This is a genomic window from Hydrophilobacter chitinilyticus (genome assembly GCF_049860745.1).
Taxonomy (GTDB): domain Bacteria; phylum Pseudomonadota; class Gammaproteobacteria; order Burkholderiales; family Burkholderiaceae_C; genus Rhodoferax_B.
Genome location: NZ_CP187561.1, coordinates 1,545,650 through 1,567,564 on the forward strand (window position 1 = coordinate 1,545,650; position 21,915 = coordinate 1,567,564).

Here is a 21,915-nt window from a genome sequence, read left to right on the forward strand (position 1 = left end):
CGCAAGGATGTTTCGCAGGTTTTTTTCAGAAAAGTTTGGGGGACTAGACAAAACTGGAAAAATCGATGTAGAATAGTGGCTTCAGCGGCTGTAGCTCAGTTGGATAGAGTACTTGGCTACGAACCAAGGGGTCGTGGGTTCAATTCCTGCCAGCCGCACCAAACGAGTAGTCCTAGAACAGAAATGTTCTAGGACTTTTTCGTTTGTGCCATCGCTTTCTCTCGTCTCAGCGTTTGGTTTGCGTTTGCTATTCAGCCATCACAGCATCCTTTGAATGACGTGCGGCTTTCAAAAAGAGCCTCAATAAGAAGTTTCCTCCATCGGGACTGCGCGAGCAGTCCCTGTCCACATCTGTTTCAAGCAGGTTGGTTTGGCTGAGTCCCTTCTTCAGCGTCTTTTTTATCCATGTGCTCAGTCACAGCCTTGACGCCTTCAAATCCCGCAACAGCAGCAATCCCCTTGGTGAGGAGCGACGCATTGGGATCCAGCTTTTCCGCGCCTTCTACGGCCACAACGGCGCCAATAATTTCGTTCAACAAGCCCATGGTTTACTCCTTGAAAATGGCATGCACGTTTGAATCAAACGTAGTTGCACATTAACGTGGCACGGTAAACATAAATCTCCCGAAGCGTGTCCAAACCATGCGAGGCGTAAGCGTTGGTGTCGTTCTCGCGGCAATTGAACACACGGTTACCTCCGTGCGTGTTGTGAAACCCTCGAGAGAAGGGGGCTACGTTCTGTTGAGAGGAGAAGGCGGGGCGTTGGCATCAATCTCGGGCTGTCGTGCGGGCGCGGCGTACCAGCCGCTACGTGGCACCAGCTTTTCTTGCGCCGGGTCGCCCAGGTAATGAGGCGACATGATTTGCACGCCGTTCTCGTTGAACACATCCACAATGCAGCCATGCAGCGCGTTCAACACTTCAGCGCGCGGCCTCGGTTCGCTAGGAATGGCTTGGCCCATCAGGCGGTACTCGATGTAGAAGTCGGACAACGCCGTTTGCACCACACGGGGTTTCGGGTTGGCCAAGATGCCCGGCGTGCGATTCGCCGCTTCGATCAACATGGCTTCAACTTGCCGCCAGGGTGTGTCATAGCCGATGGTGACCACGGTGTCGACGATATAACCCTTGCCTTGCACCGCGCGTGAGTAGTTTTTCGTCACGCTGCCCAGCACCAGCGAATTTGGCACTGACACCTCTTCACCCAAGCCGGTACGAATCTTGGTCGTGAACGAGCCCAGCTCGTGCACCGTGCCCTCTTGGTCGCCAATGCGCACGTATTCGCCCACGCGCAAGGTGCGTGAATACATCAGGATCAACCCGCTGGCGGCTTGGCCAATGAGGCTGGAGCCGCCCAGAGTCAGCATCAGCCCCACGAGCACAGAAACACCCTTGAAGGCCTCGCTGTCTGCGCCAGGCAGATAGGGGTAGGCCATCACCACTGCAAACAGCCAGATGCCAATGGACGCAAGGCGGCGTGTCGGGCCGACCATGTCGCTCTCAAGCCAACTGCTTTCGGTGCGTCCAGTTTCCACGCGGTCAAAAATCGGCTTCAGCGCACCGATGAGCGCACGCGCCATCGCGAGGATGATGATGGCAATGACCAGGTCTGGCAGCGACGTCAGAATGCCGTTGCCGATGCGCAGCACGATGCCGAGCAGAAAGCCATCCAACTGCTCGCCCCACGCGCGGGTGTAGGGAAAGCGTGTGAGGGCATAGCTTAGCCATTCATATGCCACCACCGCAAACAGGGCCCATGACACCGCGCCGACGAAGCGGGCCGAGAATTCCAGCATGCGGGTGGAGTGCACCAATGGTGCGCCAGCAACCTTGACGTTTTCAGCGGCCCGCGTCACCACACGTGCCACGCGGCGTATCACCCAGCGCCTGGCGCGCAAAATCGCCCACAGCACAACAGCCAGCAATACCGTGGCAATGGCCACCGCACCCAGACTTTGCAACAGGCGGCCGCGGTCACGGCCTTCGCTGGTTTCCGCGATGGCGTGCGAGAGCGCCGTGACAGTGGATTGCGTGAGCATGTCCAGTGTTTGCCCTGCGAGTTGATCGGCATCGTCGGGCAGCAGCACCATGATCAAGGCGCCATCCAGCAGGATGGCATTGCCCTGTGGTTCGTTTTTGACGGTGATGGCGTTGGGGCCGCCAAGCTCCAGCCGCGCCGCCAGAATGCGTTCGGTGCGCCGTGCGCGCTCGGTCGGTGAAATCCCGAGGAATGGCGCCCTGAACACAGCCACTTGGCGATTGGCCAGCATCAGCTTGGCTTCGGGATGTGGCGAAACTTGAGGTGTAGCGCCGCTGGATGGGGTTGTCTGCTGCGTTAGTGCCGTGCCTGCTTCTGTAGCAGACACGGTGTTTGCTGACAATGCCAGTGCACTGCACAACATCAACAGCCTGATAAATCTGCCTGTCACGATTTGGAACTTCATGGGCCGAAATCCTCCTGGTGGGAGTGTTTGACGAGGTTGGCCAAGCGGCTTGCAGTCGTCTCGGAGTGTGACACCGAAGACGTTCACGTGACTACGGTACGGGGCCATACCGTGGGTTGAAAACGACGGTGATGAGATCGGAGTCGAGGGGCGAGGTTTGTGCGCCTTACGTTGACATTCCAAAATGAAATACACATACTGAAATGAGAATGCACCTCTCGCCCTATGCCGGTGCTACGGGGCGTGCATATGTTGTGGTGGCGCCGCTGCGCCAAGCGAGCGTTTGGCCTGCCCCTTGGTGCTGCAGGGGGTTACGTTGACCATTCGCCGCGTATGCGGTTGCCTTCTTCTCCGCGTCTTTTCGCGCGTATGTCGATTGGTCGACAATATGGCATGAGCAAGGCCTTTACCCGCGAGACCGACGGTGCCGATGACGACGAAGACATCGGCCAACCTGCATTGCCCGCTGGCGGCAAGAACTACATCACCACCCACGGCTACGCACGGTTGCGCACCGAGCTGCTGGACCTGATCGACAACGAGCGCCCGAAGATCGTGGAGAGTGTGCACTGGGCTGCCAGTAACGGCGACCGCTCAGAAAACGGCGACTACCTTTACGGTAAAAAGCGCCTGCGCGAGATTGACCGGCGTATCCGCTTCCTGACCAAGCGCCTAGAGATTGCCGAGGTGGTAGATCCCGCCGTGCACCATGGCAACGACCAAGTGTTTTTTGGCGCCACCGTGACCTACGCCGATGCGGCAGGCGTGGAGCGAACAGTGACGATCCAGGGCGTGGACGAGGCCGATAACCTGCAAGGGCAGGTGAGTTGGGTATCGCCCGTGGCGCGGGCGCTGCTCAAAGCGCGCGAGGGTGACGTGGTACGCCTGCAGTCGCCGCAGGGCGTGCAGGACATTGAGGTGCTGGAGGTTTCTTATCCAGCCCCCATCAATGCTACGTAAAAAATAGCTGCTTACGCCGAAGGTACGGCGCGAATGGCCTTTAACACATGTGGTGTGCGGCGCAGGTGCCGCAGGGCATTTTCAAGCTGTGTGCGGTCTTGCACCGCAATCACCAGGCGCAGGTCGTTGGCGTCCTGGCCTTCGTCTTGCCCCATGTCGACATGCGTGATGTCGACCTCGGCTGAAGCCAGCGCCGCTGCCACTTGGGCCAGCACACCACGCCCGTTGGTCACGGTGGTGATGATGCCGGTCTCAAACGTGCGCACGGGTTCATCCGACCAATCGACCGCAATGAAGCGCTCGGCATCCTTGTGCTGCAAGCGCCGCGCCACGCCGCACTGGGCGGTGTGCACCACGAGGCCTTCGCCGCGACCCAGATAACCGACGATGTCGTCGCCGGGAATAGGGCGGCAGCAGCGCGCAAATTGCACCGAGGTGTTCTCGCTGCCGTCGATCATCACGGCACCTTGCGACACCGATTCGTGCGCCGTGAAGCGCTCAGTGCTCAGCAGCAGCGCGTTGGGTTTCTCGCCCGTTTCGGTCAGCAGCACCGCGATGCGCTTGGCGACGATGCTCGCAATGCGTTTGCCCAGGCTGATGTCGGTCAGCAATTCAGCGCGGTTGCGGTTGCCGGTGAAGCGCAGCAGGCGTTCCCACAACGACTGGTACTCGGGGCTGGTGTCGGGGCCATCTGGCAGGTTGGCAATGCCTTCGGCGCGCAAAGCTTGTGACAACAGCTTTTCGCCCAAGCTTTCCGAGTCGGACAGCGCCAGCGTCTTCAAATGGTGGCGAATCTTGGAGCGCGCGCGGCCCGTGCGCACAAACGACAGCCAGGCCGGGTTAGGCGTGGACACCGGCGCAGTGATCACTTCAATGATGTCGCCGTTCTTCAGCTCTGTGCGCAGCGGCACCTGTTCGCCATTGATCTTGGCAGCCACCGTGCGGTCGCCCACATTGCTGTGGATGGCGTAGGCAAAGTCGACCACCGTGGCGCCACGCGGCATGGCCATGATTTGACTTTTGGGCGTGAACACGTAGACGGCGTCGGGGAACAAGTCCACTTTGACGTGATCCCAGAACTCAGCCGCGTCGCGGGTTTCGTCCTGGATATCGAGCAGCGACTGCAGCCACTTGGTGCCCAAGCGGTCGGCCGTGGCGGTATCGGCCTCGTTCACCTTGTAGAGCCAGTGTGCGGCCACGCCGGACTCCGCGACCACGTGCATGGCCTCGGTGCGCATTTGGAATTCGACGTTCACGCCAGACGGGCCCACCAGCGTGGTGTGCAGCGACTGGTAGCCGTTGAGCTTGGCAATGGCAATGTGGTCTTTGAACTTGCCCGGTACCGGCTTGTACAACTGGTGCAGCAGGCCCAGCGCGGTGTAGCAATCGGTGATGCTGGAGACGATGACGCGAAAACCGTAGATGTCGGTCACCTGGGCAAAGCTCAGGTGTTTGTCGTCCATCTTTTGGTAGATGGAGTAGAGCGTTTTTTCGCGCCCGGCCATGCGCATCATCATGCCGAAGTTGGCAAAGGTGGCCTCCACCTCCTGCTGTACCTTTTGCACCAGATCGCGCCGTCGGCTGCGCGCTTTGGCCACGGCCTTGGACAGTACGTTGTAGCGCCATGGCATCAGGTGGCGGAACGACAGGTCTTGCAGTTCGCGGTAGGTTTGGTTCAAGCCCAGTCGGTGGGCAATGGGGGCGTAGATGTCCAGCGTTTCGCGCGAGATGCGGGCCCACTTTTCACGCGGGGTGTCGCCCAGCGTGCGCATGTTGTGCGTGCGGTCGGCCAGCTTGACCAAGATGACGCGGACGTCGCGCGCCATGGCCAGCAGCATCTTGCGAAACGACTCGGCCTGGTTTTCTTCGCGCGTGGTGAACTGTAGTTTGTCGAGCTTGGTGAGCCCGTCCACCATCTCGGCGACCGGCGCCCCAAAACGCTCGATCAACTCGGGCTTGGTGATGCCGCAGTCTTCCATGGCGTCGTGCAGCAGCGCGGCCATCAAGGCTTGGGCGTCGAGCTTCCAGCTCGCACATTGGGCGGCAACCGCAATCGGGTGGGTGATGTAGGGCTCACCGCTGTTGCGTAGCTGGCCCAGGTGCGCCTCATCGGCAAAACGATAGGCTTGGCGGACTTGCTCGACGCTGCTGGCGTCCAGGTAATCCAAGTTGGCCATCAAGGCCGCAAAACTGGCAGCCGCAGCGTTAGCCGCAGCAGGGCTTACCACCGTGCGGCTTTTTTTTGCAGGCGGCTTGGAAAGGCCTGCGACTACGGGAACGGATCCGTCACTCATGACCTGAATATAGCGCGGGGATAGCCCAGAGTGTTTTGCACACAAAAAAAGCACCGCTGGGCGGTGCTTTTTGTGGGGCGGTGTGAACAGTGCTCACACGGTGACGCGGAAAGCGATCAGGTCGGAACCTTCTTCAGCATTTCCAGGCCCACCTTGCCGGCAGCCACTTCACGCAGCGCGGTGACCAAAGGCTTGTTCTTGCTTTCGATCTTGGGGGCGTGGCCTTGGCTCAGCATACGGGCACGGTAAGTGGCCGCCAACACCAGTTGGAAACGGTTCGGGATTTGCACGAGGCAATCTTCGACGGTAATACGTGCCATGGAATTTCTCCGGAAAACTAAATGATGTTCAGGGATTTGAAAGTGTCACTCCTGGCTCGGCGCTGGGCCAGGAACTTGAGCCGTTGGGCGTGAACAATCGCTTTCAGATCGAAAACGGCCTTGTCAAATAACTCGTTGATTATAACGAAGTCGAACTTCGAGGCCTGCGCCATCTCCACCGAGGCGTTTTTCAGCCGCAGCTCGATCACTTCAGGGGTGTCTTCGCCACGCCGTTCCAGGCGCGAGCGCAGTTCTTCCCAACTCGGCGGCAAGATGAAAATCAGCACCGCGTTGGCGAAGATCGACTTGACCTGGATGGCGCCCTGGAAGTCGATTTCCAGAATGACATCGGCGCCTTGGGCGATGCGGTCTTCAATCGCTTTGCGCGAGGTGCCGTAGCGGTGGTTGTGCACCTCGGCCCATTCGAGAAAAGCCTCTGCGGCGACCATGCTGTCAAATTCTTCGCGCGAAGCGAAGAAGTATTCGCGGCCATGCTTTTCCTGCCCACGCGGTGCGCGCGTGGTGTGCGAGACGGAGGGCTGGATTTTCGAGTCCAGCTCCAGCAGGGCTTTGACCAGGCTCGACTTGCCAGCACCGCTGGGTGCTGCAACGACGATCAAATTTCCGGGGTAGTCCATGGTGTTGGGGCCCTATAGGGGGGCAGAATGTGCTATCAATAAAGTAGCGACATTCTACCTTTGACCGAAATGGCGTGGCTTACTCGATGTTTTGCACCTGCTCGCGCAGTTGCTCGATCAGCACCTTCATGTCGACCGAAATGCGCGTCAGCTCCAGCGCTGCCGACTTGGAGCCCATGGTGTTGGCCTCGCGGTGCAGTTCCTGGATGAGGAAGTCGAGCCGTTTGCCGATCTCGCCGCCCTTGTCGATCAGGCGCTGGATTTCTTCCAGATGCGAGTCAAGACGCGTCAGTTCTTCGGCCACGTCGATGCGGATGGCGAACGCGGTGGCCTCACTCAAAGCGCGCTCTTGCGCGGCTTCGGGCAGGGTGGCGCCGTCGGTCAGGGCCATGGCTTCTGTCCAGCGTTCGACAAAGCGTTGGCGTTGCTGCTCGACCAATTGCGGAATCAGCGGCTGCGCTTGTGCGGCCAGAGCGCGCAGTTGCGCCACGTGGCCTTTGAGCATGGTGGCCAGGCGTGTGCCTTCGCGTTGGCGCGAAGCTAGTAATTCTTTCAGGGCCTTTTCGGCCAGCGGCACGATGGCTTCGCCCAAATCGGCGGTGGGCGCCTGCTCCACGGCCGACAGGCGTAGCACTTCCGCCACACTCAATGGCGCAGCAGACGGCAGCCAGGCGCGTACGGAATCTTGCAGCGAATTGAGCTGCTGCATCAAGCGCGGCGACGGCGTGGGCAGCTCGGATGAGCCGTTTTGCTCGAACGCGGCACGCACCTCCACCTTGCCGCGCTTGAGCTTGGCGGTGAGCAATTCGCGCAGGGCGGGTTCTTTGCTGCGCAACTCGTCGGGCAGGCGGAAAGTCAGGTCGAGGAAGCGGCTGTTGACGGCGCGGATTTCAAGCCCCAGGCGCCTTACCGGGGCGCTCTTGGCTTCGGATTCGGAACCGGTTGTGGCTGTGCTGTGCTGGGCACTGGCATAGCCAGTCATGCTGTAAACTGGCATTTGTTGGTCTGTTAGATGGTTATGGTTGGCCGCAAGAATAGCGGGTTCAGCCAGCGTTGCGATCCCCCATCCGAAAATATGTCAAAGATCAAACCGGCCACGTTGCCGCCCGGCACTGTCATTGGAGGTTATCGCATCGTTCGCCGCCTTTCATCGGGCGGTTTCGGCGTGGTGTACCTCGCGCTCGACATGGAAGGCCAGCAGGTCGCCATCAAAGAATACCTGCCCACCTCGCTCGCCACGCGCGCCGTCGGGGAGCTGTTGCCGCAGGTGCCATCTGAAAAACTTTCGCTGTACCGCCTGGGGCTGAAAAGCTTCTTTGAAGAAGGCCGTTCGCTGGCGCAAATCTCCCACCCCTCGGTGGTCAGCGTGCTGAACTTCTTCCGCGAGAACGAAACCGTTTACATGGTGATGAACTACCTGGAGGGTGCGACCCTGCAGGACTTCATCATCACCTCGCGCGACCTGCGCAAACAAAAGGTGTTCCGCGAGTCGACCATCCGCTCGTTGTTCGACGAGATCTTGCGTGGCTTGCGCATCGTGCACCAGCACAAGATGCTGCACCTGGACATCAAGCCCGCCAACATCTTCATCACCGACGACAACAAGGCCGTGCTCATCGACTTTGGCGCCGCGCGCGAAGTGCTGAACAAGGAAGGCAACTTCATCCGCCCGATGTACACGCCCGGTTTTGCCGCGCCCGAGATGTACCGGCGCGACGCCACCATGGGCCCCTGGACGGATATCTACGCCATCGGCGCCTGCGTTTACGCCTGCATGCAGGGCTATCCGCCCAACGAGGCGCCGCAGCGGCTGGAAAAAGACCGCTTGACGCTCGCGCTGACGCGGCTGCGTGGCGTGTACTCCGACAACCTGATCGAGGTGGTGGAGTGGTGCATGTCGGTCGACCCCCTCTCGCGCCCGCAGTCGGTTTTTGCGCTGCAAAAAGAACTCAGCCGCGAAGGCGAGCGCCGCTATACCAAGCTGTCGGTGGGCGAAAAAATCCGCCTGCAGTTCGACACGCTGGTGTCTGACACCAAGAAAAACGTCCGAGACATCACCACCAGCCTGGGCTCGAAGACCAAGTGAAGTTCTCGGTGTTTCAGGTCAGCCGCAAAGGTGGCCGTGTCAAGAACGAAGACCGCATGGGCTACTGCTACACGCGCGGCTCGGGTTTGTTTGTGCTGGCCGACGGCATGGGCGGCCACCCCGAAGGCGAAGTGGCCTCGCAACTGGCGGTGCAAACCGTCACCCACCATTACCAACAACGCGCCAAGCCGCTGATCTCGCGCCCTGGCGAGTTTTTGAGCGACGCCCTGCTGGCGGCCCACCACCGCCTGCTGCGCTACGCTGGCGAACGCGGCATGCTCGACACGCCGCGCACCACGCTGGTGGCGGCGGTGCTGCAGGGCAACACCGCCAGTTGGGTGCACTGCGGCGATTCGCGCCTGTACCTGGTGCGCGACGGTGCGCTGTTTGTGCGCACGCTTGACCACTCTTATCTGGAGCAGGGCGCGGCCCACGGCCATGTGGCGCCCGAGGGCGCAAGCCGCCACGTGTTGTTTACCTGCCTGGGCTCGCCCAGCAAGCCCACGTTTGAATCCACCGGCCCCGTCAAGCTGAAGATGGGCGACCGCCTGTTGCTGTGCTCAGACGGCGTGTGGGGCAATTTGTCGGACGCCGAAATCGTGCGGCTGGTGGCCTCGGGTCCGGTCTCGCAGGCCGTGCCTGAGCTGGTGGAGATGGCGCTGCGCAACGGCGGCCCCACCAGCGACAACGTCACCGCCATCGCGCTCGAGTGGGAAACGCCTGATCCGTTCGACTCGACCCAAGGCATTTCGCCAGATTCGATAGGCGAGGGCGAGTTTGCCTCGACCGTGGAAATGCACGAGCTCGACACGGCTGGCGACGAACTCGACGACGCCGCCATCGAGCGCTCGATTGCCGAAATCAACGCCGCCATCAAGCGCACGGCAGCGCGCAAGATTTGATACGCCGGGGCCTGGTGTTCAGGCCCCGTATCGACAACCCAAAGTGTTTGGAACACCATGACCCAATTTGTCCGTAACGGTGGCCGCGCCGCCAACCAACTGCGCCCCGTGCGCATCACCCGCGCGTTCACCATCCACGCCGAAGGCTCAGTGTTGATCGAGTTTGGCAACACCAAAGTGCTGTGCACTGCATCAGTGGAAGAAAAAGTGCCCGGCCACAAAAAGGGCAGCGGCGAAGGCTGGGTGACGGCCGAATACGGCATGTTGCCCCGCGCCACCCACACCCGCAGCGACCGCGAAGCCGCGCGCGGTAAACAAAGCGGCCGCACGCAAGAAATCCAGCGCCTTATTGGCCGCTCGATGCGCGCCGTGTTCGACCTGAAGAAGCTTGGCGAGCGCACTATCCATCTCGACTGCGACGTGTTGCAGGCCGACGGCGGCACACGCACGGCCAGCATCACCGGCGCGTTTGTCGCCGCGCAAGACGCGGTGCAAAAGCTGCTGGCGAGTGGCAAGCTCAAAGAAAGCCCGATCACCAGCGCGGTGGCCGCCATCTCGGTGGGCCTGCTCGAAGGCACGCCGCTGCTTGATTTGGAATACACCGAAGACTCGACCTGCGACACCGACATGAACGTGGTGATGACCGGTGCCGGCCACTTCGTGGAAGTACAAGGCACGGCCGAAGGTGTGGCGTTCAGCCGTGCCGAGATGAACGCGCTGCTGGAACTGGCCGAAAAAGGCATTGGCGAGTTGATCACGCTGCAGCGCGAAGCGCTCGCGAAATAAGAGCGGCTTTCGCTCGTCCATAAAGCCTAGGAGCCCTATTTTGTCCAAGATCGTTCTGGCATCCAACAACCCCGGCAAGTTGTTTGAACTGCAAGCCTTGTTCGCCCCGCTGGGCGTTGAATTGGTCGCCCAATCGACCCTCGGTATTTCCGAGGCCGACGAGCCTTTCCGCACCTTCGTCGAAAACGCGTTGACCAAAGCCCGCCACGCCGCCGAGCACAGCGGCCTGCCCGCCTTGGCCGACGATGCCGGCCTGTGTGTCGACGCCTTTGGTGGCCTGCCGGGCGTGGACACGGCCTATTACGCCACGCAGTTTGGCTACCCCAAGGGCGACGCCAACAACGTGCGCGCGCTGCTGGAGCAACTGAAGGGCGAGGGCAACCGCCGCGCCGCGCTGGTCAGCACCCTGGTCGCCGTGCGCTCGCCGCAAGACCCCGAGCCGCTGATCGCCGTGGGCCGCGTGGTCGGCCAGATCACGCAAGAGCCCGTGGGCGACGGCGGTTTTGGTTTTGACCCGGTGATGTTTCTGCCCGAGTTTGGCAAGACCTTTGCGCAGCTCACCCCCGAGGTGAAAAACGCTAACAGCCACCGTGGCCGCGCCGCGCGCGACATGCTGGCCTTGATGCGGGATCGTTGGTTTTAGCCTTACGGTCTCCGGGCGAGTCGAAAACTCGGACAATCTCACCCATCCCCTGATTTTTCCAGCCAAGCCGCGGCATTGACCTGACGCGGCTAGCCGTTTCGACCCCTATGTCCCACGTTTCCAACGACGTCCAGTACTTTCTTCGCCCCGGCCTGCTGCAGCTGCCCTCGCTGCCGCCGCTGTCGCTTTATGTGCACCTGCCCTGGTGCCTGAAGAAGTGCCCCTATTGCGACTTCAACTCGCACGAGTGGCGTGGGGCGGGTGAGAAAACCATCCAACTGCATCGCCCTGGCTCAGCAGAGCCTGAAGCTCCCCAAGCCGATGGTGGTATTCCGGAGCAGCGCTACATCGACGCGCTGATCGCCGACCTGGAAGCCACTTTGCCCATGACCTGGGGTCGCACGGTGCACAGCATCTTCATCGGCGGCGGCACGCCCAGCCTGTTTTCGCCCGCGGCCATCGACCAGCTCATCAGCGCCATCCGCGCGCGTCTGAAGCTCGAAGCCGACTGCGAAATCACGCTCGAAGCCAACCCCGGCACGTTCGAGAAAGACCGCTTCCGCGCCTACCGTGGCGCGGGCGTCACGCGTTTGTCGGTGGGCGTGCAGTCGTTCAACGATGCACACTTGAAGGCGCTCGGCCGCGTGCACAACCGCGACCAGGCGCTAGCGGCGGTGGAAGAGGCTGCGCAGTCGTTCGAGACCTTCAACCTCGACCTGATGTACGCCTTGCCCGGTCAAACGCTGGAAGAGCTGCAGCAAGACATCGACACCGCGTTGGCGCTGCGCCCGCCGCACATTTCCATCTACCAACTGACGATCGAGCCGAACACCTACTTCTCCAAGTTTCCGCCGCGCCTGCCAGAGGACGACATCGCCTACACCATGCTCGACATGATCACCGCGAGCACCGGCGCCAAGGGCATGGCGCGTTACGAGGTGTCGGCCTATGCGCTGCCGGGGCATGGCTGTTTCCACAACACCAACTACTGGCAGTTTGGCGACTACATCGGCATTGGCGCGGGCGCGCACGGCAAGATCAGCTTTCCGCATCGCGTGATCCGCCAGGTGCGGTACCGCGAGCCCGGCCTTTACATGGAGAAGGCGCTGCAGGGCAACGCCGTCACGCAAGAGGAAGAAGTGCCACGCGCCGACCTGCCGTTCGAGTACATGCTCAACGCGCTGCGCCTGCGCGAAGGGTTCGAGCTGACGCAGTTCTCCCAGCGCACCGGCCTGCCCATTACCTCCATCCAAAAGGGTTTGGCCGAGGCTGAGAAGCGCGGCTTGATCACGCGCGACTTTGCGCGCGTGCGGCCTACCGAGCGCGGGTTCGATTTCTTGAGCGACTTGCAGGAACTCTTCCTGGCCTAAGCGCAACGCTGAAGTCCAACACGAGAGACTATTCGCTCTCGGCGTTGTCCAGCCGTTGCTGTTCCATGAGTTGCTGTATTTCGTCTTCAGACAGGTTGGCGCTGGTATTGGTTTCGGGCTGCCACACGAGCTGCGGCCAGGCCCACACCGCGCCCAATACGAAGGCTTGCACCAGCAGATAAGGCAGCAGGGCACGCGCCAGTGCACGAACCGATAGTTTGCGCGGGAACACGCTGCCCACCATCAGCAGCGCATAACCAAACGGTGGCAACAAAAAGCCCAACTGCAACACCAGCAGCGCCAACACCGCTACCCAGGTGGCGTTGGGCACGAGCACCAGCAGCGGGGGCATGGCGATGGGGATGATGACGAAGATGATCTCCAGCGCATCCAGAATAAAGGCGCTCAAGATCAAGGTCAGCATCACCGTGGCCAGCGCCACCGCGCCGCCGCCGGGCAGGGTTTGCAAGAAGTGGCTCATCCATGCGTCTGTGCCCCAGGCGCGCAGCACCAGCGTGTAGCTGCTGGCGGCCACCAGCAAGGCAAACAGGGCGCCGGTGGTGGCAAGTGCATCGTGCAGGATGGCGCGGCCCACCGAAGGCGTGAGGCTGCGGCTGGCCAGGCCAAAAAGCAGCAGCGCGAGGCAGCCAGTGGCAGCGCCTTCCACGGCGTACAACAGCCCTAGCGTGACGGATGTCAGCAACGCCAAGATGCATAAGACGCTGCCTGTCGCGATGGCCCAGTCCGACCGGCTGGGTGACGGCGTGGTGGGGGCTAACGCAATCGTTTGGTTGGCCGATATCGGGGCGCGGTGGCGCCACCAGGTTACGAGCAAGAACAGCAACAACATGGCAGCGGCCGGCAGCAGCGCGCCATGAAAGATGTCCTGGGTGTTGACCACGCGCACGGCTTGGCCGGTGGTGTTCACGGCTTCGGTGTGCGCGCGCATCATGGCGTCGCCCAACAGGATCAGCACCAGTGAGGGTGGCACCACCACGCCCAGTGTGCTGGCGGCGCACACCAGGGCCGCATTGCTTTCCGGCGCGCGATCGGGGTGGTCCAGCCGCTGCCCCACCGCGCGTGCCAGCATGGAGACACTGGCGCCCACCGAGCCGTTCATCGGTGCCAACAGGGCGCCGAGCCCCATGCCCGCGAGATAAGGCGCGGCGGGGCTGCGGCGCAACAGGTGTTGCGCCACGCGCATCAAGATGTCCATGAGCGGAAGCCGGTTCATCATCGCACCAACCAACACGTAAAGCGGCAGGGCCTGCAGCAAATCGTGCTCCAACAGCCCCATCACGCGCAGTGGCAGCACGAAGAACAACGACGGATCCAAGGCACCCAGCGCCAAGCCGCCGCTGGCAAACAGCGTGGCGGTGCCCACCAGCACCATCCATGCGGGCAGGCCACTGGTGGCCATCACCAGGGCCGTGGCCAGCAGCATCCAAAGCCCGACGCTGCCCATCAAGCGGGGTGGTCCGCCGTGGGGCGAAGCAGATCCAGCAGGGCCTGCAACAGGGTCAACAGTGCCAGCAGCAGCACGCACAGTTTGAGGATGCAATAGCCTGGGTTGAAGGTGTCTGGAAAGCGTTCCCACTGCTGCAAAGAAAGCCAGACCATCGGGCACGCCGCGTAGACGATGAAGCCCGACCAGGGCACGACGATCACCAACGTGACGGCACGCAGCAACCATGCACGCAGTTTGGCGGGGTAGCGGCGCGCGAGGACGTCGGGCGTCAAATGGCTGTGTGTGCGTGTGGCGTAGGCCATGGCGATGCTGACGTAGAGGCCAAACACCAGTTGGGCCAGGTCGTTTGCCTGGCTGGAAAAGGCGTGCAGGCCGTCGCGCAGCGGCCATTGGGCGCACAGCAGTAGTGCCAGCGGAATGACCAAAAGACTTGCAGCTTGGGTGCAGCGGGTGAGGCCTCGGTCCAGCGACTGCAGTGCGCGCCGCAAACGTGGATCACGCAGATCGCGCAGCGTCTGGGGCGACGGCGTGCGCTGTTCAGGCATGGGGCCTAGTTTTTCGCCCGGCGCAGGTCGCTCAGGCGCTCATGGATGGCGGTGCCGTCCAGAATGTCTTCACCCAACTGCAGGTAGGTTTCAAGGTCGGCCACGGCCAACTGGGTGTGGCCGGCTTCGGCATGCGCCAAGCCACGGTCCCGCACTTCGTCCCAGGCGCCGGGCAACAGCACCACAAGGCGCTCCAGCACGGCGACCAGGCGCGGCCAATCGCGTTGCGCGGTGAAAATTTCTTTGAGGTTACGCAGCATGCGCGCCAGGATGTCGCGCGACGGGGCGGACTGCAGGTACAAGCCCAGCGGCACCTCGAAGTCGTCGACCAAACCATTGCGGCGGCGGAAGGGGTCCAGGCGTTCCATGAGGTCTTCGCGGCTGAGGGACTGGCCGCTCAGCGGGTCCATCACCACCTGGCCTTTGGGCAGGTTGACCTTCAGCATGAAGTGGCCGGGAAAGCTCACACCGCGGGCGTTCAGGCCAATGCCTTGGGCCAATTCCAGCCACAGAATGGCCAGTGAAATGGGAATGCCGCGCCGGGTGCGCAGCACCGCATTCAGGTAGCTGTTGTCGGGGTCGTAGTAGTCGTTGGCGTTGCCACCAAAGCCGAGGTCGCGGTAGAAGAACTGGTTCAGCCCGCGCAGGCGTTGCAGCGGTGGTGCGTCGGCCGGCAGGCGGCGCTTCAGGCGGGCGTGGAGTTGATCCACGTCGCCCAGCACTTGCTGGACGTCCAGCTCGGGGTACTCGTCTTGCGCCAGGCAGGCGGCGGCCTCTAGCAGGGGGAAAGACGTGTCACTCTCGACCAGCGACGAGAAGTATTCCAGCGGTGTGGGGGCTTCAAAGCTCAGGGGCATAACGGCAACTCTGCAAACACTGTACCAGCGCCAGACTCAGTCTGCGGAATGCTTGAGCAATTTCTGCAGCTTCAATCCAGCAGCCCAGGTGGCTATGAAATAAATAGCTGCTGACGCCGCTAGAACGCCGGTCAAAAGCGTAATGCGCTTGAAGCCTCGGACTTCCGTCCAGGCCACGGCCGAGCCCGCCCAGATCAAGAACACCGCGAGCAGCGCACTGCCTGCGATCACCTGCAGCAAAAACACGCCCCAACCTGGGCTGGGCTTGAAGCTGCCACGGCGCAGCAGGCCGATGAGCAGCCAGGTGGCGTTGACCAGCGCGCCCAGGCCAATCGACAAAGCCAGGCCGGCATGTTGCAGCCACGGCACCATCACGATGTTGAACAACTGCGTGAGGATCAGCACCGCCACGGCAATCATCACCGGGGTGCGGATGTTCTGGCTGGCGTAGAAGCCGGGGGCGAGCACCTTGATGGCGACCAGGCCGATCAGGCCGACGCCGTAGCCCATCAGCGCCAGCGTGGTTTGCTGTACGTCGTGTTCGGTGAACTTGCCGTAGTGGTAGAGCGTGGCCACCAGCGGCTGTGCAAAGGTGAGCAGGGCCACGGCGCTGGGCACCGAGAACACCACCACCAGGCGCAGGCCCCAGTCGAGCATGCCCGAGTAACGCACGTCGTCGCCGGCCGCGCGCGCGGCGCTGAGTTGCGGCATCAGCACCACACCCAGGGCCACGCCCAGCAGCGCGGTGGGGAATTCCATCAAGCGGTCGGCATAACCCAGCCAGCTCACGCTGCCAGGGCCGAGGTGTGAGGCGATCTGGGTGTTGATGAGCAACGAGACGTGGGCCACGCCCACACCCAGCAGCGCCGGCATCATCAGCTTGCCGACGCGGCGCGTGCCGGGGTCTTGCCAGGCGATGCGCAACGCGCGCCAGGTCAGGCCGATGCGCGGCAGCATGCCGAGTTGGACGAGCGAGGGTACTTGCGCCACCAATTGCAGCACCCCGCCGAGGATCACGCCGCCGGCCATGGCGTAAATCGGTTCAATGCCACGCGCCTGCAGCCAAGGCGAGCCCCACCAGGCGGCGGCCAGCATGGCGATGTTGAGCAACACCGGCGTGGCGGCAGGCACAGCGAAGCGGCGCCAGGTGTTCAAAATGCCCGACGCCAGCGCTACCAGCGACATGAAGGCGATGTAGGGGAACATCAGCCGGGTCATGAACACGGCCGCTTCGAAGCCGTGCGGGTCTTGCTCGAAGCCGCTGGCCAGGGCCCAGACCATGAACGGCGCACCGATCACACCGAGCACCGTGGTGGCCACCAGAACCCAGGTGAGCACGGTGGCTACATGGTCGACGAGTTGTTTGGTGGCTTCTTCGCCGTCTTTGGCTTTGCTGGTGGCCAGCACCGGCACAAAAGCCTGGCTGAAGGCTCCCTCGCCAAACAGGCGGCGAAACAGGTTGGGGATTCGGAACGCGACGTTGAAGGCGTCGGTCATGGCGCTGGCCCCAAACAGCGAGGCCATCAACAGCTCACGTGCCAACCCGGTGATGCGGGAGGCCAGCGTTAAGAGGGAGATGGTGGAGGCGGCTTTGAATAGACTCACGGGCTGAGTGTAGCCCGGCCTATGGGGCTGCCAGGTGTAGCTTTTGGCAAGTGTCCGGGCCCTTGCTATAATGGTGGGCTTTGCTGGCAACATCCCTCTAACCTCAAGGAATATATATCATGGCAACCAAACCAAAGAAAAAGAACCCACGCCTGGCGTCGGGCCGTAAACGCGTCCGCCAAGACATCAAGATCAACGCTGCGAACACCTCGCTGCGTTCCAAGTACCGTACCGCTGTGAAGAACGTCGAAAAGGCTGTTCTCGCTGGCGACAAGACCAAGGCAACCGAACTGTTTGCCAAGATGCAAGCTGTGGTTGACACCGTTGCCGACAAAGGCATCTTCCACAAGAACAAGGCCGCTCGCGATAAGAGCCGTCTGAGCTCCAAGGTGAAAGCCTTGGCCCTCGCAGCCGCTTAAATTTAAGCGCACCGCCCGGACTGATTTCAGTCCGCCGTTGTGTGGGTGCGCTGCCAGCAAAGCAAAAAGCAAGAAACCCTCGGAGTGAAAGCTCCGAGGGTTTTTTCGTTTCAGGTGCGCAAAAAAGAAAGCCGCCAGGTGCAAACCTAGCGGCTTTTCCATTGGGGTGATCGGTTTTGGTCGCTCAGCAGGCCGGAACGGCGTGCGCCAAGGCCAGTTCACAAGCGTCCGCGCCCGAGGGATGTTGACGTTGTGCATTGCGGCGCGGCATGGCGCTGCTTTCGGCCATCAGGTCTTCAATCGCCCACAGCGCGGTGCGGGCGCTTTCCAGCACGGTCAAACCGTGTGCGGTGGGCACCAGGGCGGTGCCTACGGTTTGCAGCAAATCGTCGCGGAACACGCGGCGCAGCTTGTGCAGGGCGTTTTCAATGGCTTCAGGGGTTTGGCGCAGGCACTCGGCGGCGCGTTGCAGGCTGGTTTCAGTGAGCAGGGTGACCAAGACGCGGAGCATCTGGCGGTCGAGCGGAGCATTAGAGCGTTGCATGGGCTTGGCAGGAAAAGTTGCTTTGATGATGCAACTCTTGTGCCAAACATTTATGACAAAACCCTGTGGTCCAGGGTTTTCCGCTGGTCTTTACCTAAACCTTTTTGGCTTCGTCGGGCATCAGGCAGGCTTCAGCCACTTGAAGGCCGTTGTCGCGCGCAAAGTTCATCGCAAAGTCCCAGGCCATGACGTCGTAGTCGCGCAGTTCGCGGTTGACGATCACGCACTTCACACCGTTGATGGTGGTGGGCACGCACCAGGGCGAATAACTCAGGTGGCCGCCGGGCTGTGGGCCGCCGGGGCGAAATTGTGCCAACACACCAGCCAGGCGCTCGGCCCAGTCACTGGGCCGGAAAGCCCGGCCATCGCTGGTGATGCCCTGGATAAAGACTTCTTTGCTCGGGGTGGGGGTCATCTGATGGGGCTGTGTTGAATTTGACCGGCGTGACGGCTTTTTGAACCGATGTTACCGGAGGCGAAGCGTGTCACGAATCTACCAAATGGTGCGGCAGATTCGCACTGTTGCATCGCAGCAAAATTATATCTTATATAAGACTTGATCCCGATTTCCATAGAACGACGCAGGTGCATTGCAGTGATGCGGAATTGTCAAATAAGCAGTTGGCTGCAGCGCCTAGAATTGCCTTTCAGCGGCATCTAAGCGTCTGCTGGAACATGCGTATCTTGCGCTGAAACCCCGTCACTTGTCACGTTTTTGGAGAACCACATGACCGCTTTTATTGAGGCCGCATCCCCCCACACCATGAACACCTACGGTCGCCTGCCGATCGCACTGTCGCATGGCCAAGGTGTGCGCGTGTGGGACGTCAACGGCAAGGCGTATCTGGATGGTTTGGGCGGCATTGCTGTCAACACGCTGGGCCACAACCACCCCAAGCTGGTACCCGCGCTGCAAGACCAGATCGCCAAAATCATCCACAGCTCCAACTACTATCACATCCCCAACCAAGAAAAGCTGGCGGCCAAGCTGGTGGATCTGGCAGGGCTGACCGCCGAGGGGGGCAAAACCTTCTTCTGCTCCACTGGCCTGGAAGCCAACGAAGCCGCGCTGAAACTGGCACGCAAATTTGGCCACGACAAGGGCATCGAAAAGCCTGAAATCGTGGTCTACGAACACGCTTTCCACGGCCGCAGCATTGCCACCTTGTCGGCCACCGGCAACAAAAAAGTGCAAGCCGGCTTTGGCCCGCTGGTCGAAGGTTTCATTCGCGTGCCGCTCAACGACATCGCAGCCCTGAAGCAAGCGACTGAAGGCAACCCCAACGTGGTGGCCGTGTTCTTTGAAACCATTCAGGGCGAAGGCGGCATCAACGCCATGCGCAACGAATACCTGCAGCAAGTGCGCAAGCTATGCGACGAGCGCGACTGGCTGATGATGATCGACGAAGTGCAGTGCGGCATGGGCCGCACCGGCAAGTGGTTTGCGCACCAATGGGCCGGCATCAAGCCGGACGTGATGCCGCTGGCCAAGGGCCTGGGTTCGGGCGTGCCGATCGGCGCGGTGGTGGCGGGCGCTCGCGCGGCCAACATTTTCCAACCCGGCAACCACGGCACTACTTTTGGTGGCAACCCACTGGCCATGCGCGCCGGTGTGGAAACCATCAAGATCATGGAAGAAGAAGGCCTGCTGGAAAACGCTGCCGTGGTGGGCGCGCACCTGAAGGCCGGGCTTGAAGCCGCTTTGGCTGGTGTGAAAGGCGTGCGCGAAGTGCGCGGTCACGGCCTGATGCTGGGCGTTGACCTCGACCGCCCCTGCGGTGTGTTGACGCAACGCGCGGCCGATGCGGGTCTGCTGCTGAGCGTGACCGCCGACAGCGTGGTGCGCCTGGTGCCATCGCTCATCCTCACCAAGGCTGAGGCAGATGAAATTGTCGCTATCCTGTGTCCTTTGATCAAAGCGTTCCTTGCCGAACCCGTGGCCTCATGAGCACCGTACCCACTACTCCTGCCAGCATCAAGCATTACCTGCAGTTCAGCGACTTCACGGCTGACGAATACGCCTACCTGTTCGAGCGCGCTGCGCTCATCAAGAAGAAGTTCAAGTCGTACGAAAAACACCACCCGCTGGCCGACCGCACGCTGGCGCTGATTTTCGAAAAGGCTTCGACGCGCACCCGCGTGAGCTTTGAAGCCGGCATGTACCAACTGGGCGGCTCGGTGGTGCACCTGACCACCGGCGACAGCCAGTTGGGCCGCGCCGAGCCGATTGAAGACAGCGCCAAGGTCATCAGCCGCATGGTCGACCTCGTGATGATCCGCACCTTTGGGCAGGACAAGCTCGAGCGTTTTGCCGAGTTCTCGCGTGTGCCGGTGATCAACGGGCTGACGAACGAGTTCCACCCTTGCCAAATCCTGGCTGACATCTTCACCTATATCGAGCACCGTGGCTCCATCAAAGGCAAAACGGTGGCGTGGGTGGGTGACGGCAACAACATGGCGAACTCGTGGCTGCAGGCGGCCGAGATTCTGGACTTCACCGTGCACGTCAGCACGCCTAGCGGCTACGAGGTGGATCAGTCGGTGGCCGGCGTGCGCTCCAGCGACAGCTACAAGGTCTTTACCGACCCCATGCAAGCCTGCGCGGGCGCCGACCTGGTGACCACCGACGTCTGGACCAGCATGGGTTACGAGGCCGAAAACGACGCGCGCCGCAAAGCCTTTGCCGACTGGCGTGTCGACGCCGAGATGATGCGCGTGGCCAAGCCGGATGCGCTGTTCATGCACTGCCTGCCCGCCCACCGTGGTGAAGAAGTGGATGCGGACGTGATCGACGGCCCGCAGTCTGTGGTGTGGGACGAGGCAGAAAACAGAATGCACGCGCAAAAGGCACTCATGGAGTACCTTTTGCTCGGACGACTCGCATGAAGTGCGAGGCGGCTGACCGCAGGGCAGGCATTGCGTTTCGGCGTAGTCAAAACCGCATGCACGCGCAAAAAGCGCTGATGGAATATTTGCTGCTGGGCAAGTTGGCCTGATTTCCTCATGGGTTGGCGATGCATTTGATCGAGCGCCTGCTGCCGCGCTACCAGTTTGCCGAGCAGCACGCGCTGGTGGTGGCGGCTTCGCCCGCTGCGGTGCTCGACGCCATTCCCGCCTCGCTGGCGCAGGACGATCCGCTGGTGCAAGCGTTCATCAACCTGCGCGAAGCGCCGAGCCGCCTGCTGGCGCGCTTTGGCCGCGCTTCTGCTTTGCCGCAACGGCCCATGGGCTTGCATAACTTCACCTGGTTGGGGCGCGACGGCGACCATGAAATCGCCTACGGCCTCGCTGGCCACTTCTGGCATGCCGATTACGGCCTGGTGCCCGTGGCCGACGCGGGCGCCTTCGAGGCTTTACGCGCCGTGCCCCGGCTTGTGCTCAACTTTTCCGCCGTAGCCGCCCCCGGAGGCACTCTGCTCACCACGCAGACCCGCGTGGACTGCCCCGATGCCGCCACGCGCCGCCGCTTCACGCCCTATTGGCTGCTGATCCGCCCAGTCAGCGGCTTGATTCGTCGACGCATGCTGCAGCGGGTGCGCAGTGTGGTCGAGGGTGCTGTGCAAGGTGGTGCGAAGTGAGCCACCCCTGCCTGAGTTGCGGCGCCTGCTGCGCGAGCTTTCGTGTGGACTTTGCGCGCGAAGAATCTGAGTTGCACGGCGGCCACGTGCCCGCCGGTTTGGCCACTGAACTCAACGACAGCTTGTGCCGCCTGCGTGGCACCGACCACGTGCCCGCGCGTTGCGGTGCGTTGGGTGGGCGTATTGGCGAACGTGTGGCCTGCGGCATCTACGAATGGCGGCCATCTCCCTGCCGCGAGTTCGAAGCTGGTAGCGACGCTTGTGGCCGCGCGCGGCAGCGCCATGGCATGACGCCGTTGGGCGCGGACTTTTTCTAGCCTTTAGCCTCCAATTGCTAACTTTGTTCCACCCGTGAATTCGGCGGGAGACTTGGACTTTGAGCGCAAGGAATATTTGCGAGTCGTTGCAAATAACCGACACAACGGGTTTTTTCGGAGATGCAAACTTCGCCTCTTG

General features: G+C 61.7%; 23 protein-coding genes and 1 tRNA gene. 12 read left to right on the forward strand and 12 right to left on the reverse strand.

Annotated elements, in window-relative coordinates:
• Positions 1-84: 84 nt before the first annotated feature.
• A tRNA-Arg gene (locus tag ACPWMG_RS06960) sits at positions 85-161 on the forward strand.
• A 195-nt stretch (positions 162-356) separates the two neighbouring features.
• Here the strand turns inward: ACPWMG_RS06960 and ACPWMG_RS06965 are convergent.
• Both ACPWMG_RS06965 and ACPWMG_RS06970 read right to left on the reverse strand, forming a co-directional pair.
• Positions 357-545 carry a hypothetical protein gene (locus ACPWMG_RS06965; RefSeq protein ID WP_483303926.1) on the reverse strand — a complete coding sequence of 63 codons (189 nt, stop codon included), beginning with the start codon at positions 543-545 and terminating at the stop codon, positions 357-359.
• A gap of 186 nt (positions 546-731) precedes the next feature.
• Positions 732-2,366, reverse strand: coding sequence for a mechanosensitive ion channel family protein (locus ACPWMG_RS06970; protein WP_483303927.1), 1,635 nt, complete (start codon positions 2,364-2,366; stop codon positions 732-734).
• Positions 2,367-2,837: 471 nt separating this feature from the next.
• Here ACPWMG_RS06970 and greB point away from each other — a divergent pair, with 471 nt between their 5' ends.
• The gene (gene greB, locus ACPWMG_RS06975; protein WP_483305197.1) at positions 2,838-3,404 is read left to right on the forward strand and encodes a transcription elongation factor GreB; all 567 of its coding nucleotides are present in this window, start codon (positions 2,838-2,840) and stop codon (positions 3,402-3,404) included.
• 11 nt (positions 3,405-3,415) lie between these two features.
• Here the strand turns inward: greB and ACPWMG_RS06980 are convergent, their stop codons facing one another.
• The 4 genes from ACPWMG_RS06980 to ACPWMG_RS06995 all read right to left on the reverse strand — a co-directional run bounded on the left by ACPWMG_RS06980 (position 3,416) and on the right by ACPWMG_RS06995 (position 7,653).
• A complete protein-coding gene (locus ACPWMG_RS06980) occupies positions 3,416-5,698 on the reverse strand; it encodes a RelA/SpoT family protein (RefSeq protein ID WP_483303928.1) in 2,283 nt (760 codons plus the stop codon).
• Between the two features lie 116 nt (positions 5,699-5,814).
• Positions 5,815-6,018: a DNA-directed RNA polymerase subunit omega gene (gene rpoZ / locus ACPWMG_RS06985; RefSeq protein WP_483303929.1), complete on the reverse strand. Its 204-nt coding sequence runs from the start codon at positions 6,016-6,018 to the stop codon at positions 5,815-5,817.
• Between the two features lie 17 nt (positions 6,019-6,035).
• Entirely contained in the window at positions 6,036-6,656 is a 621-nt protein-coding gene (gene gmk / locus ACPWMG_RS06990; protein WP_483303930.1) for a guanylate kinase, read from the reverse strand.
• Positions 6,657-6,735: 79 nt separating this feature from the next.
• On the reverse strand, positions 6,736-7,653 hold the full coding sequence (locus ACPWMG_RS06995; protein ID WP_483303931.1) for a YicC/YloC family endoribonuclease: 918 nt from the start codon (positions 7,651-7,653) through the stop codon (positions 6,736-6,738).
• A gap of 78 nt (positions 7,654-7,731) precedes the next feature.
• On the opposite strand from ACPWMG_RS06995, the gene ACPWMG_RS07000 reads away from it, so the two are divergent.
• The 5 genes from ACPWMG_RS07000 (at position 7,732) to hemW (ending at position 12,443) form a co-directional block, all read left to right on the forward strand.
• A complete protein-coding gene (locus tag ACPWMG_RS07000) occupies positions 7,732-8,742 on the forward strand; it encodes a serine/threonine protein kinase (protein ID WP_483303932.1) in 1,011 nt (336 codons plus the stop codon).
• Positions 8,739-9,644: a PP2C family protein-serine/threonine phosphatase gene (locus ACPWMG_RS07005; protein WP_483303933.1), complete on the forward strand. Its 906-nt coding sequence runs from the start codon at positions 8,739-8,741 to the stop codon at positions 9,642-9,644. The genes ACPWMG_RS07000 and ACPWMG_RS07005 overlap by 4 nt, the downstream gene beginning before the upstream one ends.
• Before the next feature lie 57 nt (positions 9,645-9,701).
• Positions 9,702-10,430: a ribonuclease PH gene (gene rph / locus ACPWMG_RS07010; RefSeq protein ID WP_483303934.1), complete on the forward strand. Its 729-nt coding sequence runs from the start codon at positions 9,702-9,704 to the stop codon at positions 10,428-10,430.
• A 37-nt stretch (positions 10,431-10,467) separates the two neighbouring features.
• Positions 10,468-11,073 carry an RdgB/HAM1 family non-canonical purine NTP pyrophosphatase gene (gene rdgB / locus ACPWMG_RS07015; RefSeq protein ID WP_483305198.1) on the forward strand — a complete coding sequence of 202 codons (606 nt, stop codon included), beginning with the start codon at positions 10,468-10,470 and terminating at the stop codon, positions 11,071-11,073.
• Between the two features lie 107 nt (positions 11,074-11,180).
• A complete protein-coding gene (hemW, locus tag ACPWMG_RS07020; RefSeq protein ID WP_483303935.1) occupies positions 11,181-12,443 on the forward strand; it encodes a radical SAM family heme chaperone HemW in 1,263 nt (420 codons plus the stop codon).
• 28 nt (positions 12,444-12,471) lie between these two features.
• Here the strand turns inward: hemW and ACPWMG_RS07025 are convergent, their stop codons facing one another.
• The 4 genes from ACPWMG_RS07025 to murJ are packed head-to-tail and all read right to left on the reverse strand — an operon-like array spanning position 12,472 to position 16,918.
• On the reverse strand, positions 12,472-13,908 hold the full coding sequence (locus ACPWMG_RS07025) for a TRAP transporter large permease subunit (RefSeq protein WP_483305199.1): 1,437 nt from the start codon (positions 13,906-13,908) through the stop codon (positions 12,472-12,474).
• A complete protein-coding gene (locus ACPWMG_RS07030) occupies positions 13,908-14,456 on the reverse strand; it encodes a TRAP transporter small permease subunit (RefSeq protein WP_483303936.1) in 549 nt (182 codons plus the stop codon). The genes ACPWMG_RS07025 and ACPWMG_RS07030 overlap by 1 nt, the downstream gene beginning before the upstream one ends.
• 5 nt (positions 14,457-14,461) lie before the next feature.
• Positions 14,462-15,313 (reverse strand): SirB1 family protein, encoded by an 852-nt coding sequence (locus tag ACPWMG_RS07035; RefSeq protein ID WP_483303937.1) that lies wholly within the window; start codon positions 15,311-15,313, stop codon positions 14,462-14,464.
• A 36-nt stretch (positions 15,314-15,349) separates the two neighbouring features.
• Positions 15,350-16,918, reverse strand: a complete 1,569-nt coding sequence (gene murJ, locus ACPWMG_RS07040; protein WP_483303938.1) for a murein biosynthesis integral membrane protein MurJ — start codon at positions 16,916-16,918, stop codon at positions 15,350-15,352.
• Positions 16,919-17,037: 119 nt separating this feature from the next.
• On the opposite strand from murJ, the gene rpsT reads away from it, so the two are divergent.
• Positions 17,038-17,337, forward strand: a complete 300-nt coding sequence (rpsT, locus tag ACPWMG_RS07045) for a 30S ribosomal protein S20 (protein WP_483303939.1) — start codon at positions 17,038-17,040, stop codon at positions 17,335-17,337.
• Positions 17,338-17,521: 184 nt separating this feature from the next.
• Here the strand turns inward: rpsT and ACPWMG_RS07050 are convergent, their stop codons facing one another.
• Positions 17,522-17,881, reverse strand: coding sequence for a LysR family transcriptional regulator (locus tag ACPWMG_RS07050; protein ID WP_483303940.1), 360 nt, complete (start codon positions 17,879-17,881; stop codon positions 17,522-17,524).
• A gap of 94 nt (positions 17,882-17,975) precedes the next feature.
• Complete coding sequence (locus ACPWMG_RS07055) at positions 17,976-18,296, reverse strand: DUF3579 domain-containing protein (protein ID WP_483303941.1); 321 nt, start codon at positions 18,294-18,296, stop codon at positions 17,976-17,978.
• 312 nt (positions 18,297-18,608) lie between these two features.
• Between ACPWMG_RS07055 and ACPWMG_RS07060 the strand changes: the two genes are divergently transcribed.
• From ACPWMG_RS07060 to ACPWMG_RS07075, 4 genes are all read left to right on the forward strand, one after another.
• On the forward strand, positions 18,609-19,829 hold the full coding sequence (locus ACPWMG_RS07060; protein ID WP_483303942.1) for an acetylornithine/succinylornithine family transaminase: 1,221 nt from the start codon (positions 18,609-18,611) through the stop codon (positions 19,827-19,829).
• Complete coding sequence (gene argF / locus ACPWMG_RS07065; protein ID WP_483303943.1) at positions 19,826-20,767, forward strand: ornithine carbamoyltransferase; 942 nt, start codon at positions 19,826-19,828, stop codon at positions 20,765-20,767. The genes ACPWMG_RS07060 and argF overlap by 4 nt, the downstream gene beginning before the upstream one ends.
• 128 nt (positions 20,768-20,895) lie before the next feature.
• Positions 20,896-21,459, forward strand: coding sequence for a hypothetical protein (locus ACPWMG_RS07070; RefSeq protein WP_483303944.1), 564 nt, complete (start codon positions 20,896-20,898; stop codon positions 21,457-21,459).
• On the forward strand, positions 21,456-21,776 hold the full coding sequence (locus ACPWMG_RS07075; RefSeq protein WP_483303945.1) for a YkgJ family cysteine cluster protein: 321 nt from the start codon (positions 21,456-21,458) through the stop codon (positions 21,774-21,776). The genes ACPWMG_RS07070 and ACPWMG_RS07075 overlap by 4 nt, the downstream gene beginning before the upstream one ends.
• Positions 21,777-21,915 lie beyond the last annotated feature (139 nt).

What these genes read in the sequence shown, in the direction of transcription:
- ACPWMG_RS06965 (WP_483303926.1), bottom strand. Translation starts at nt 545, where the DNA reads ATGGGCTTGTTGAACGAAATTATTGGCGCCGTTGTGGCCGTAGAAGGC.
- greB (WP_483305197.1), top strand. Translation starts at nt 2,838, where the DNA reads ATGAGCAAGGCCTTTACCCGCGAGACCGACGGTGCCGATGACGACGAA.
- ACPWMG_RS06980 (WP_483303928.1), bottom strand. Translation starts at nt 5,698, where the DNA reads ATGAGTGACGGATCCGTTCCCGTAGTCGCAGGCCTTTCCAAGCCGCCT.
- rpoZ (WP_483303929.1), bottom strand. Translation starts at nt 6,018, where the DNA reads ATGGCACGTATTACCGTCGAAGATTGCCTCGTGCAAATCCCGAACCGT.
- gmk (WP_483303930.1), bottom strand. Translation starts at nt 6,656, where the DNA reads ATGGACTACCCCGGAAATTTGATCGTCGTTGCAGCACCCAGCGGTGCT.
- ACPWMG_RS06995 (WP_483303931.1), bottom strand. Translation starts at nt 7,653, where the DNA reads ATGCCAGTTTACAGCATGACTGGCTATGCCAGTGCCCAGCACAGCACA.
- ACPWMG_RS07000 (WP_483303932.1), top strand. Translation starts at nt 7,732, where the DNA reads ATGTCAAAGATCAAACCGGCCACGTTGCCGCCCGGCACTGTCATTGGA.
- rph (WP_483303934.1), top strand. Translation starts at nt 9,702, where the DNA reads ATGACCCAATTTGTCCGTAACGGTGGCCGCGCCGCCAACCAACTGCGC.
- hemW (WP_483303935.1), top strand. Translation starts at nt 11,181, where the DNA reads ATGTCCCACGTTTCCAACGACGTCCAGTACTTTCTTCGCCCCGGCCTG.
- ACPWMG_RS07025 (WP_483305199.1), bottom strand. Translation starts at nt 13,908, where the DNA reads ATGGGCAGCGTCGGGCTTTGGATGCTGCTGGCCACGGCCCTGGTGATG.
- ACPWMG_RS07030 (WP_483303936.1), bottom strand. Translation starts at nt 14,456, where the DNA reads ATGCCTGAACAGCGCACGCCGTCGCCCCAGACGCTGCGCGATCTGCGT.
- ACPWMG_RS07035 (WP_483303937.1), bottom strand. Translation starts at nt 15,313, where the DNA reads ATGCCCCTGAGCTTTGAAGCCCCCACACCGCTGGAATACTTCTCGTCG.
- rpsT (WP_483303939.1), top strand. Translation starts at nt 17,038, where the DNA reads ATGGCAACCAAACCAAAGAAAAAGAACCCACGCCTGGCGTCGGGCCGT.
- ACPWMG_RS07050 (WP_483303940.1), bottom strand. Translation starts at nt 17,881, where the DNA reads ATGCAACGCTCTAATGCTCCGCTCGACCGCCAGATGCTCCGCGTCTTG.
- ACPWMG_RS07055 (WP_483303941.1), bottom strand. Translation starts at nt 18,296, where the DNA reads ATGACCCCCACCCCGAGCAAAGAAGTCTTTATCCAGGGCATCACCAGC.
- ACPWMG_RS07060 (WP_483303942.1), top strand. Translation starts at nt 18,609, where the DNA reads ATGACCGCTTTTATTGAGGCCGCATCCCCCCACACCATGAACACCTAC.
- argF (WP_483303943.1), top strand. Translation starts at nt 19,826, where the DNA reads ATGAGCACCGTACCCACTACTCCTGCCAGCATCAAGCATTACCTGCAG.
- ACPWMG_RS07070 (WP_483303944.1), top strand. Translation starts at nt 20,896, where the DNA reads ATGCATTTGATCGAGCGCCTGCTGCCGCGCTACCAGTTTGCCGAGCAG.